The organism is Falsiroseomonas oryzae, from assembly GCF_027856955.1.
Lineage (GTDB): Bacteria > Pseudomonadota > Alphaproteobacteria > Acetobacterales > Acetobacteraceae > Falsiroseomonas > Falsiroseomonas oryzae.
Map to the genome: position 1 here is coordinate 34,858 of NZ_JAPSMD010000010.1, position 11,012 is coordinate 45,869.

The window sequence follows — 11,012 nt, forward strand, 5'->3', positions numbered from 1 at the left end:
GATGACGACGCGACGTGGCATGCTGGGTGCGGCGGCCCTGGTGCTGGCGCGGCCCGCCCTGGCGCAGGGCACCGGCGACTGGCCGAACCGCCAGATCCGCCTGATCTCACCCTTCCCGCCCGGCGGTGCGGCCGACCTCACGGCCCGCATCATGGCGGAGGAACTCACCACCGCGCTGCGGCAGACCGTCTTCGTCGAGAACCGCACCGGCGTCGGCGGCGCGGTCGGGACGGAGGCTGCGGCGCGCAGCACGCCGGACGGCTACACCTTCGTCCTCGCCTCCACAGGCCCGTTCGCCATCAATCCCGGCCTGTTCCGCCTGAACATCGACCCGTCGCGCGACCTGGCGCCGGTGGCGATGGTGGCGATCGTGCCCTCGATCTTCGTGGTGAACCCGGCCGTGCCGGCGCAGAACATGGCGGAGCTGATCGCGCTGGCGCGGCAGCGCCCGGGCCAGCTCTCCTATGCCTCCGGCGGCAACGGCACGGCGCAGCACCTGTTCGGGGAGCTGCTGAAGCAGATGGCGAATCTCGACATCCAGCACGTGCCCTATCGCGGCGGCGGCCCGGCGATGACGGACACCATCGCGGGCCGCGTGCAGATCCTGTGCGACACGCTGCCGCTGGCGCTGCCGCATATCCGCGAAGGCCGCGTGCGCGCCGTCGCCGTCACCACGGCGCAGCGTCATCCCGCGGTGCCGGAGGTGCCGACGGTCGCGGAATCCGGCGTGCCCGGCTACGAGGCGGTGGGCTGGTACGGCATCGCCGCGCCGGCCGGCGTGCCGGCGCCAATCGTCGAGCGCGTGAACGCCGTGGTGAACGAGCTGATCCAGCGCCCGGCGCTCGCCGCGCGGCTTTCCGGCCAGGGCGCCGATCCGCTGGCGATGACGCCGGCCGAGTTCGGCGCGCGGATCGAGCGCGACCGCGCGCGCTGGACGCAGGTGATCCGCGACGCGCAGATCCGGCCGGACTGAGCTCGCCTACTCGTTCAGCCCCTTGCCGGGGTAGGGGTGGGTCGCGATCCAGTGCCGGGCGATCTCCGCGCGGCGCGCGAACCACACCTTGCCCTTGGCCTGCATGTGGTCCAGCAGGCGGATCAGCCCCAATGCGCGCGCCGGCTGGCCGGTGATGCGCGGATGCAGGCCGATCGACATCATGGTCGGCCGGTCCGCGGCGCCTTCCTCCCACAGCAGGTCGAAATGGTCGCGGCAGAAGGCGAACCACTGGTCGCTGTTGGCGACGCCCGCGAAGTATTTCGAGTCGTTCACCGTCTGCGTGTAGGGCACCACCAGGTGCGGCTGGCCCTCCACCGTGGTCCAGAACGGCAACTCGTCGCCGTAGTAGTCGCTGTCGTAGAGAAAGCCGCCATGCTCGACGACCAGGCGGCGCGTGTTCACGCTCGGGCCGTAGCGGCAGTACCAGCCATCCGGCCGGCGGCCGAGCGTGCGCTTCAGGGACTGCACGGCGCGCGCGATATGCTCGCGCTCCTCCGCCTCGTCCAGTTCGAAATGCTTCACCCAGCGCCACCCATGCGAGCAGACGTCGTGGCCGGATTCGCGGACCGCCTCGGCCATCTCCGGGTTGCGCTCCAGCGCCAGCGCGCAGGCGAAGATCGTCATCGGCAGGCCGCGCTGCTCGAAGATGCGCAGCACGCGCCAGGCGCCGACGCGGCTGCCGAACTCGAACAGGCTCTCCGCCGCCAGGTCGCGGCCGCGCGGGATCTGGTTGCGGCCATGCGCCTCGCTCAGGTTGGTCTCGCTGAACCCCTCGCCATCCTGCACCGAGGGCTCGGAACCTTCCTCGTAGTTGAGCACGAAGTTGACGGCGACATGCGCGCCGCCCGGCCAGCACGGATCGGGCGGGTTCGCCCCGTAGCCGATGAAATCGCGCGGCACCTCCCACGCCATCGCCGTCTCCTCCGCAGATTGACCCCTTAGGGCGGTGCCCATAGCTTTCCCCGCCGGCCGCCCTTCATGCAAGGCGCGGCCGCGGGAGGACAGGACGGCATGGCGGACCGCGCGGGTCTTCGGCGGCGCGACTTCGACCCCGCTGCGCGCGGCGCACTGGACGGGCTGCGGGTGGTGGACCTCTCCCGCCTCGTCGCCGGCAACATGCTGACCAAGGTACTCGCCGATCACGGGGCGGAGGTGGTGAAGGTGGAGCCTCCCGCCGGCGACAGCCTGCGCGCCTGGAAGGTGAAGGGCGTCGAGACCAGCTGGAAGACCTGGTGCCGCAACAAGCGCAGCATCTGCCTCGACCTGCGCGCCGCAGCGGGCGTGGAGGTGGTGCGGCGGCTGGCGGCCGACGCCGCGCTGTTCGTGGAAAGCTTCCGCCCCGGCGTGCTCGAGGAGATGGGCCTTTCGCCGGATGCGCTGCTCGCGGCCAATCCGCGCCTCGTCATTGTGCGCGTCTCCGGCTGGGGGCAGACCGGGCCGTTCAGCCACAAGCCTGGCTTCGGCACGCTGGTGGAAGGCTATGCCGGTTTCGCCGCGCTGAACGGCTTCGCCGACCGCGAGCCGGTGCTGCCGCCGATGTTCATGGCGGATGCCTATGCCGGCCTGTACGGCGCCTCCGCCGCGATGATCGCGCTGCGCCATGCGGAGACAACCGGGCAGGGGCAGGTGGTGGACCTCTCGCTGTTCGAGCCGCTCTTCGCCGTGCTGGAGCCGCAGATGGCGAACTGGCGCCTGACGCGCCAGGTCAAGCCGCGCACCGGCAGCCGCAGCACGAACACCGCGCCGCGCAACGCCTATCGCACGAAGGATGGCGGCTGGGTGGGCCTGTCCACCTCCACCCAGGCGGTGTTCGTCCGGCTGATGCGCAGCATCGGCCGGCCCGAACTGGCGGAGGATCCGCGCTTCCGCACCAACCCGGACCGGCTGCAGCACATCGAGGAGATCGATGGCGTGGTGCGCGACGCGATCGCGCGCATGACGCTGGACGAGGCGTTGGCGCAGTTCGACCGCGACGGCGTGACCATCGGCCCGATCATGGATGTGCGCGGCCTGGACGGCGACGCCTATGTCGCCGGACGGGAGGCGCTGATCGAGGTGCCGGACGCGGAGATGCCCGGCGGCGTGCTGCCCATGCATGGCGAGGTGCCGCGTCTCTCCGCCACGCCCGGCATCCTGCGCAACCCGGCGCCGAGGCTGGGCGAGCACAATGCCGAGATCCTGCGGCCGCTGCTCGGCGCGGAGACCTTCGCGCGGTTGCAGCAGGCCGGGGTGATACTGGGTGGGGACGCGGCGTGATGCGTGTCTGGCGGTCCATGCTCTACGTGCCGGCCAACGTGCCGCGCTTCGTCGCGAAGGCGCCGACGGCCGGCGCGGATGCCGTGGTGCTGGATGTCGAGGATTCGGTGCCGCACGACCGCAAGGCGGAGGCCCGCGCCGCGCTGGCCGACGCCGTGCCGATGGCACGCTCCGGCGGCGCGGCTGTGCTGGTGCGCGTCAACCGCCCGCTGCGGCTTGCCGTGCCCGATATCGAGGCGGCGGTTGCCGCGGGCGCGGATGGCATCCTGCTGACCAAGGCGATGGGTCCGGACCACGTCGCGCTCGCGGCCGAGATCCTGGCGGAGGCGCCGCGCCCCATGCGCATCGTGCCGATGGTGGAGACTGCCGCCGCGGTGCCGAAGCTGTCGGAGATCGCACGCGCCTCGCCCTTGGTCGCGGGCCTGCTCATCGGGGCGGAGGACCTGGCGCTCGAGTGCAACGCCGCCTCCGACGACGAGCTGATCGTGCTGGCCAAGCGGCAGATGGTGCTGGCGGCCTATGCGGCCGGTGTCGCGCCCTTCGGCACGCTCGGGACCGTCGCCGACTACCGCGACGCCGAGAAAGTGCGCGCCCTGGTCGCGCGCTCCCGGCGCTCTGGCTTCCTCGGCGCCACCTGCATCCACCCCGCGCTGGTGCCGATCCTGAACGAGGGCTTCTCGCCGACCGCGGAGGAGGTGGATCTGGCGCGCCGCCAGCTCGCGGCGGCGGCGGAGGCAGCGCGGGAAGGGCGCGGCAGCTTCACCGTGGATGGCCGCATGGTGGACGAGCCGATCCTGATCCGCGCTCGGCGCATCCTGGCCCAGTCCGGCGGGGCTTGAGCCGCGGCGCGGTCTCAGCCCACCACGCCCTTCGCCCGCAGCGCCGCGAGCTCCGCCTCATCCAGGCCGAGCTCGTCGCGCAGCACCACTTCGCCATGCTGGCCGAGCACCGGCGGTGGCTGCAGTGGTGCCTGCTGCGCGCCGGGGAACTTGATCGGGCGGCCGAGCAGGCGCAGCAGGCCGGCGGTGGGATGCTCGACCTCCTCCACCATGCCGCGCGCGGCGGCGTGCGGGTGGTTCAGGGCGCCGGTCACGCCCAGCACCGGCGCGTGCGGCACGTCGTGCGCGGCAAGTCGCTCCTCCCATTCGGCCACGCTGCGCGTCGCGGTGATGGCGGCGATGCGCGGCTCGATCTCGGCACGGTGTTCGCGACGCAGCGCCATCGTCGCGTAGCGCGGATCGGCGCCCATCTCGGGACAGCCGAGCGCGGCGCAGAGCTTCGGCCAGAAGCGGTCGGCAAGGCAGGCAATGATGATCGTGCCGTCGCGTGCGGGAAATCCATCATAGGGCACGACGGACGGGTGCCGTGAACCCATCGGCGTCGGATCCCGACCGTTCAGCATCGCCAGCTGCGCCAGGTAGCCGAGCATCGACATGGTGCCGTCGTAGAGGCTGATGTCGATCACCCGGCCCCGTCCCGTGGCGTTGCGCTCGTGCAGCGCCGCCAGGATCGCGATGGCCCCGAAGATGCCGCCGGACATGTCGCCGACCGGCAGGCCGAGCTTCACCGGCGGCGCGCCCTCCGTGCCGTTCACGCTCAGCACGCCGGTCAGCGCCTGGGTGACGATGTCGAAGGACGGCTTGTCGCGCAGTGGGCCGGTCTGGCCGAAGCCGCTGATCGCGCAGTAGATCAGCCGCGGATTGGCTTCCATCAGGCCGGCCGCGCCGAGGCCGAGGCGTTCCATCACGCCGGGACGGAAGTTCTCCACCAGCACGTCGGCGCGTGCCGCGAGCCGCCGCAGCAGCGCGGCGCCTTCCTCCTGCCGCAGGTCCAGCACCAGGCTTTGCTTGCCGCGGTTGAGGCCGACGAAATAGTGGCTCTCCCCGCCCACGAAGGGCGCGAAGCTGCGCGTCTCGTCGCCCGTCCCCGGCGGCTCCACCTTCAGGATCTCGGCGCCGAGGTCGCCCAGGAACTGCGTCGCGAGCGGGCCTGCGAGGACGCGGGTCAGGTCCAGCACGCGCAGCCCGGCCAGCGGGCCGGGCCAGGCCGCCTGCTCCGTCACGGCGCTACTGCGCCCGCAGCCCGAGGCCCTCGATCACCGGCTGCCACTTCGCGCGATCGGTGCGCATCAGCGCAGCCAGGTCGTCCGGCGTGCCGCCCAGCGGCTCGGCCCCGCCATTCACCACGAATCCGCGCAGTTCCGCATCGGCCAGCGCCGCGTTGGACGCGGCGTTCAGCACGCGCACGACCTCCGCCGGCGTGCCGCGCGGCGCGTAGAAGGCATTCCAAGCCGTGACCTCCACGTCCACGCCCTGCTCGCGGAAGGTCGCGACCTGCGGGACCGACTCCGACCGCTTGCCCAGCGAGACGCCGAGCGGCCTGACCTGGTTGCCGCGGATGGGGCCGAGCGAGGCCGCGATGGTGTCCACCACCGCCAGCACGTCGCCGCGCAGCGCACCGGTCAGCGCCTGGCCGCTGCCGTTGTAGGGCACCTGCTGGATCTCGATGCCCGCCGCGCGGCGCAGCATCTCGGCGGCGACGCGCGCTGTGGTGCTCGGTACGCCGACCGTGGCCTGGCCGGGGCGCGCCTTGGCCGCCGCGACGAAATCCGCCAGCGACCGCGGCTCCGCGCCCTGGCCGGTGTAGAGCACCATGCCAAGGCTGAGGATACCGGCGATCGGCGCGAAGTCGCGCACGGGGTCGAAGCCGAGCGAGGCGAACATGAACTCGTTCGCGGCGTGCGTGGCATTGGTGCCCCAGAGCAGCGTGTAGCCATCGGGTTCCGCCCGCGCGACGAGGGCCGTGCCGATGTTGCCGCCGGCGCCGGCGCGGTTCTCCACCACGAAGGGCTGGTTGAACTGGCGCTGATAGAACTCCGCGAAGCGCCGGCCGAAGATGTCCGTGCCCTGGCCTGCCGGATAGGGCACGACGATGCGCACCGGGCGTGCCGGCCAGGTTTGCCCGAGTGCCGGCCGCGCCAGCGCCGCCGCGCCCAGGAGCGGCAGGGTGAGCAGATGCCTGCGATGCATGGACCGTGTCCTCCCCATTGTTCTCGTTGCCGGTCAGCCGGCGCGGGATGGTAGCGCGATGGTGCCCGTGCCGACCACCGAGAGCTCGCCGTCCTGGTTGCGCGCCTCCTGCTGCACATCGACCAGGTGGCGCCCGTTCTCGACGCGCTTGGCTGTGACCTTGCCGTCGATGAAGAGCAGGTCGCCTTCCGGGTTGTGCCGCCGCAGCTTGCTCGTGGCGCGGACCAGGAAGCCGGTGTCGCCCATCCAGTCCGTCAGGTGGTGCGTCAGCCAGGAGCAGCGTTCCGGCCCGTAGTCGTAGGCGCCCGGGGCGCCGACCATCAGCGCCATCTCCGGCTCCCAGTGCACGCGCTCCGGGCAGTCCGGGATGTTGAACCGGTTGCGGATGCCGAGGCCGGGATGCGCCTGCACCTGCTTCCAGGCCAGCCGGTTCGCACGGATGTAGAGCCCGCCCCAGCCCTGCGCATAGGCGATGAAGCCGGTGACGGTCATCGGGCCCTTCGGCATGGTGGGCAGCGCCTCGCCGAGCTGGACGTCCTCGAAGTAGCGGGGCGTGGCGCCGCGCGGCCGCTCCTCGGCATAGAGCTGCCAGATCCTGTCGAGCTCCGCATCGGTGTAGCGCCGGGGCGGCTTGGCCTTCAGCTCGCGGTACTTCGTGCCCTGTTCGCGCGCCGCGTCGCGGTCGGTGCGGAAGCACCAGCTATCCGCCTCCGCCACCAGCTCGCCGCCGTCGCCGAAGAAGCGGACGTGGTAGATCTGCTGGATGGAACGGCCGGCGAAGCTGGTCCTGTGCTCCACCAGGTCCTTCAGCCACGCCTCGGTGGTGATCGTCTCGTTGCGGCGGACCCAGCGGTGCCAGGTCCAGTCCGCCCCGGCCCACATGGCGTGCACGCCGGGGATCCCGCCGACATAGCCTGAGATGATCCGGCTGGTGGCGAAGAGGAAGCTTGGCAGCGCGACGATGCCGCCCAGCGCGCTCCTCTCCGCATAGGCGGGGTCGCACCACAGCGGGTTGTCGTCGCCGATGCCGTGCGCGTAATGGCGGATGTTGTCGCGGGTCGCCTCGTGGCACCAGGGCTCCAGCGTGTTCTCGATGCGCACGCCGATGCGCGCGCGCAGCTCGTCCAGCGCGGCATCGGTGATCTTCGGGAAGTGGCGCGTCTTCGGCTCGTCGATGGCTGCGGACAAGGCGGGATTCCTCTTGCGTGTCAGGCGTTGGCCGGGGGCCGTGCGGCCTCGGCGTCCCGGAGGGCTCTCCGGTTGATCTTGCCGGCCGGCGTCTTCGGCAGCTCGGCGGCGAAGGCGACGTGGCGCGGATACTCGTGCTGGCTGAGCCGTGCGCGCGTGAATTCCTGCAGCTCGCGCGCGAAGGCCGCGTCGCCGGCGCGGGGGCTGACGATGAAGGCCTTCACCACCTGGCCGCGCAGCGCGTCCGGCACACCGATCGCGGCGGCCTCCCGCACGTCGGGGTGCTGGAGCAGGACGTCCTCGATCTCCACGGCGCTCATCGTCCAGCCGGCCGAGATGATCACATCGTCGGCGCGGCCGGCGTGGTGGAAGTAGCCGTCCTCGTCCACCTTCCCGAGGTCCTTGGTGGGCACCCAGGCGCTGCGGCGGAGCACCTTGATCTCGCCGATCTCCCCGGGCGGGCATGGCGTGCCATCCGCGCGCTGCACCTCCACCCGCAGGCCGGGCACCGGCTTGCCGAGCGAGCCGGGCTTGACGCGGAAGTCGGTGGCGCCCGGGTAGTTCACCAGCACCACGCCGACTTCCGTGGTGCCGTACATGCTGCAGGCCGGCACGCCGAAGGTCGCGTCGATGAAGCGCAGCGTCTCTGCGTCGATCGGCTCTCCGGTGAAGGACAGCTTGCGGATGGCGAAGCGGAACTGGTGCGCCGCGCCGCTGGTCCGCATCATGCGGTAGTGCGTGGCGGCGGCGGAGAGGTTGGTGATCCCGTAGTCCTGCAGCGCCTGCATCAGCCGCACCGGGTCGAACCTGCCGGCATAGGTGCCGGTGGTCACGCCGAGCGCGAGCGGCGCCAGCGTGCCATGTGCAAGTCCATGCCCCCAGGCAGGCGAGGAGGGGCAGAAGAACTCGTCGCCCGGCCGGATGCCGGTTCCGTAGAGCGCGGCCAGCATCAGCACCACCACCGCGCGGTGCGTGTGCTTCACCGCCGCCGGCAACTCACGGGTGGTGCCGGAGGTGTACTGGAACAGCGCCATGTCGTCGGCGCGCGTCGCGACCTGCCAGGAGTTGGGCAGGGCGGCGAGTTCCGCCTGCCACGCATCGTCCGCGACCACCACCTCGACGCCCGGGATCCCGGCGGCGGTCTCTGCCTTCCCGGCCGTGGTGATCAGCACGCGCGGCGCGCAGTCGGCCACCCGCAGCCGCACGCCGTCCGGCCCGAACAGGGTGAACAGTGGCACCGCGATGGCGCCGCGCTTCATCGCGCCGAACATCGCGACGTAGAACGCGAGCGATGGATCGAGCATCACGGCGACACGTTCGCCCGGCCCTATCCCACGCTGTGCGAGCCAGTGGGCGAAACGCGACGAGCCGTCGGCGATCTGGCGGAAGCCGAGGGCCTCGTCGCGCCCGTCGGCATGGGCCACGCGCACGGCGAGCCGCGTCGGATCGCCCGCGTGCCGGTCGATGCACTCATGCGCGATGTTCAGCGAGGATCGGTCACCCTCGAAGAAATCCCACAGCCGCTCGGGTGCGAAATGCGCCTGCGCGAAGGCGTAGTCCGTGCTGTCGGTCAGCAGGGGCATGCGGCGTTTCCACTCCTACGCCCGCCGGGCGCGGTGGAAGGAAAGGCGCGATCGCTGGCTGTTGTCAAATGGCATTACTGATTGTATTAGGACAACATGCGTCCGCTCCAGCGACCGCCTTCGCAGCTTGCGGCCGGCGCAGCCGCGGGTCTGGACGCCGGCGAGGCGGCAGGCCAGGCCGCCGTCATCCGACAGGTACCCGCCGTCACGCGCGCCGCCGCGATCCTGCGGCTGCTGTCGCGCAGTGAGGCGCCGCTTGGCGTGCAGCCGATCGCACGTGCGCTCGGTATCGTGCCGAGCACCTGCCTGCACATCCTCCGCGCGCTGGTCGCCGAGGAACTCGTCGCCTTCGATCCCGCGACCAAGCGCTACGGACTGGCGAGCGGTGTCGTGGCGCTCGCCCGCGGCATGCTGCGGCACGACGCCTTCAGCAATCTCGCTCAGCCCGTGCTCGATGCGCTGGCCCACCGTCACGGCGCGACGGCGATCGGCGTGGAGGTCGCCAGCCTCGATCACATCGTCGTGGTCGCAATCTCGCGGCCGGGGCAGGCGCTGCGCCTGCAGGTGGACGTCGGCAGCCGCTACCCCGCCCTGATCAGCGCGACGGGGCGCTGCATCGCTGCCTGCGGCGGGCATCCCTGGCCCGCGCTGGAGCGGCGCTTCGCCGGCCTGCGCTGGCAGGATCCGCCGAGCCTGTCGCAATGGCGCGCCGACATCGCGGCGACCGCGCAGGCCGGCTACGCGGTGGACGAGGGGCGCTACATCGCGGGTGTGACGGTGGTCGCCGCGCCGGTGATGCCGCGCGGACGGGTGTCGCACGCGCTGGTCATGGTCGGCGTCAGCGCGCAGCTTCGGCGCATCGGCGTCGCCGCGCTGGGCGAGGAGCTGCGCGCGGAGGCGGCCGTCCTCTCCCGCCGCCTTGCCGATACATGAGCATCGCGGGCTGGCTGCACGGCCTGGGCGCGGCCTTGCTCGCCACGACGGGCGCGCAGGCGCTGGCGACACTCGCGGTCTACGTGCTGCCGGTGCTGGCCCCGGTCGCGGCGCCCGACCTCGGCGTCGCGCCGCGACTGATCGGCATGCAGGTTGCGCTCGTCTACGGCATGGCCGCCATGACCTCGCTCTTCGCTGGGGCGTTGCTCGCGCGGCTCGGGCCGGCTGGCGCCACGCAGCTGGCGCTGGGGCTGGGCGGCGTTGGCGCCGGCATGATCGCGCTGGGCGGCCTTTCCGGCGTGGCCGCGGGGTCCATGCTCCTCGGCATCGGCTACGGCCTGACCACGCCTGCGGCGACCCAGGTGCTGACGCGCCTGGTCACCCCGGCGCGGCGCAACCTGGTGTTCTCGGTGAAGCAGATGGGCGTGCCGCTGGGTGGCGCCCTGGCGGGGCTGCTGCTGCCTTCCCTGGCGATGCTGGCGGGCTGGCGGGGCGCGGCGCTCGGCGTCGCCATCGCGCTGCTGCTGGCCGCGGCGATCCTCTCGCCGCTGCGGCGGTCATGGGACGTCGAGCGCGGCAGCGGGCGCGGGCCATCTGCGCGGCTCGGCACCTGGCAGGCGCTGCGCGCGGGCAGGGGCCTGTTCGCGCTGGCCACCATGGGCGCTCTGTTCTCCGCCACCCAGCTCTCGCTGAGCGCCTTTGCCGTGACGATGCTGGTGGGCGAGTTCGGCTGGGGGCCGGTCGAGGCAGGCGCCGCGGCGGCCGCCATCCAGGTGAGCAGCGCTGGCTCCCGCCTGGCGTGGGCCATGCTCGCCGACCGCCTGCATGCCGGCCTGCCGGTGCTGATGGCTGTCGGCCTCGGCACCGCGGCAGCGGCCCTGGCCACGCCCTTCGCCCTGCACTGGCCACCCTTCGCCGTGCTGGGCCTGCTGTGCGGCTTCGGCGCCTGCGCGGCGGGCTGGACCGGCATCGCCATGGCGGAGGTGGCGCGGCTGGCGCCGCCTGGCGCGGCGGGCGCCGCGACGGGCG

The 11,012-nt window shown here is 72.3% G+C and carries 10 protein-coding genes; 5 read left to right on the forward strand and 5 right to left on the reverse strand.

The features are described from left to right. The first annotated feature begins 1 nt into the window (after position 1). Entirely contained in the window at positions 2 to 973 is a 972-nt protein-coding gene (locus tag OZN99_RS02845; RefSeq protein ID WP_270933653.1) for a Bug family tripartite tricarboxylate transporter substrate binding protein, read from the forward strand. Between the two features lie 6 nt (positions 974 to 979). Here the strand turns inward: OZN99_RS02845 and OZN99_RS02850 are convergent, their stop codons facing one another. Next, positions 980 to 1,906 (reverse strand): allantoinase PuuE, encoded by a 927-nt coding sequence (locus OZN99_RS02850; RefSeq protein WP_270933654.1) that lies wholly within the window; start codon positions 1,904 to 1,906, stop codon positions 980 to 982. A 99-nt stretch (positions 1,907 to 2,005) separates the two neighbouring features. Between OZN99_RS02850 and OZN99_RS02855 the strand changes: the two genes are divergently transcribed. Next, positions 2,006 to 3,250 (forward strand): CaiB/BaiF CoA transferase family protein, encoded by a 1,245-nt coding sequence (locus tag OZN99_RS02855; protein WP_270933655.1) that lies wholly within the window; start codon positions 2,006 to 2,008, stop codon positions 3,248 to 3,250. Further along, the gene (locus tag OZN99_RS02860) at positions 3,250 to 4,089 is read left to right on the forward strand and encodes an HpcH/HpaI aldolase/citrate lyase family protein (protein ID WP_270933656.1); all 840 of its coding nucleotides are present in this window, start codon (positions 3,250 to 3,252) and stop codon (positions 4,087 to 4,089) included. Before OZN99_RS02855 ends, OZN99_RS02860 begins: the two co-directional genes overlap by 1 nt. 14 nt (positions 4,090 to 4,103) lie before the next feature. Here OZN99_RS02860 and OZN99_RS02865 read toward each other — a convergent pair whose 3' ends face one another. From OZN99_RS02865 to OZN99_RS02880, 4 genes are read right to left on the reverse strand one after another with little or no spacing between them, the layout of a single operon-like run. Further along, positions 4,104 to 5,312 carry a CaiB/BaiF CoA transferase family protein gene (locus OZN99_RS02865; RefSeq protein WP_270933657.1) on the reverse strand — a complete coding sequence of 403 codons (1,209 nt, stop codon included), beginning with the start codon at positions 5,310 to 5,312 and terminating at the stop codon, positions 4,104 to 4,106. A 4-nt stretch (positions 5,313 to 5,316) separates the two neighbouring features. Further along, complete coding sequence (locus tag OZN99_RS02870; RefSeq protein ID WP_270933658.1) at positions 5,317 to 6,279, reverse strand: Bug family tripartite tricarboxylate transporter substrate binding protein; 963 nt, start codon at positions 6,277 to 6,279, stop codon at positions 5,317 to 5,319. A 33-nt stretch (positions 6,280 to 6,312) separates the two neighbouring features. Beyond that, entirely contained in the window at positions 6,313 to 7,467 is a 1,155-nt protein-coding gene (locus tag OZN99_RS02875) for an FAS1-like dehydratase domain-containing protein (RefSeq protein WP_270933659.1), read from the reverse strand. A 20-nt stretch (positions 7,468 to 7,487) separates the two neighbouring features. Further along, the gene (locus OZN99_RS02880) at positions 7,488 to 9,050 is read right to left on the reverse strand and encodes an acyl-CoA synthetase (protein ID WP_270933660.1); all 1,563 of its coding nucleotides are present in this window, start codon (positions 9,048 to 9,050) and stop codon (positions 7,488 to 7,490) included. A gap of 96 nt (positions 9,051 to 9,146) precedes the next feature. On the opposite strand from OZN99_RS02880, the gene OZN99_RS02885 reads away from it, so the two are divergent. Further along, the gene (locus OZN99_RS02885; protein WP_270933661.1) at positions 9,147 to 9,983 is read left to right on the forward strand and encodes an IclR family transcriptional regulator; all 837 of its coding nucleotides are present in this window, start codon (positions 9,147 to 9,149) and stop codon (positions 9,981 to 9,983) included. Continuing rightward, a partial coding sequence (locus OZN99_RS02890; protein ID WP_270933662.1) for an MFS transporter occupies positions 9,980 to 11,012 on the forward strand: 1,033 nt, incomplete at its 3' end. The genes OZN99_RS02885 and OZN99_RS02890, both read left to right, overlap by 4 nt.

Coding starts and splice junctions, on each gene's coding strand:
- OZN99_RS02845 (WP_270933653.1), top strand. CDS start 2: ATGACGACGCGACGTGGCATGCTGGGTGCGGCGGCCCTGGTGCTGGCG.
- OZN99_RS02850 (WP_270933654.1), bottom strand. CDS start 1,906: ATGGCGTGGGAGGTGCCGCGCGATTTCATCGGCTACGGGGCGAACCCG.
- OZN99_RS02855 (WP_270933655.1), top strand. CDS start 2,006: ATGGCGGACCGCGCGGGTCTTCGGCGGCGCGACTTCGACCCCGCTGCG.
- OZN99_RS02860 (WP_270933656.1), top strand. CDS start 3,250: ATGCGTGTCTGGCGGTCCATGCTCTACGTGCCGGCCAACGTGCCGCGC.
- OZN99_RS02870 (WP_270933658.1), bottom strand. CDS start 6,279: ATGCATCGCAGGCATCTGCTCACCCTGCCGCTCCTGGGCGCGGCGGCG.
- OZN99_RS02880 (WP_270933660.1), bottom strand. CDS start 9,050: ATGCCCCTGCTGACCGACAGCACGGACTACGCCTTCGCGCAGGCGCAT.
- OZN99_RS02885 (WP_270933661.1), top strand. CDS start 9,147: ATGCGTCCGCTCCAGCGACCGCCTTCGCAGCTTGCGGCCGGCGCAGCC.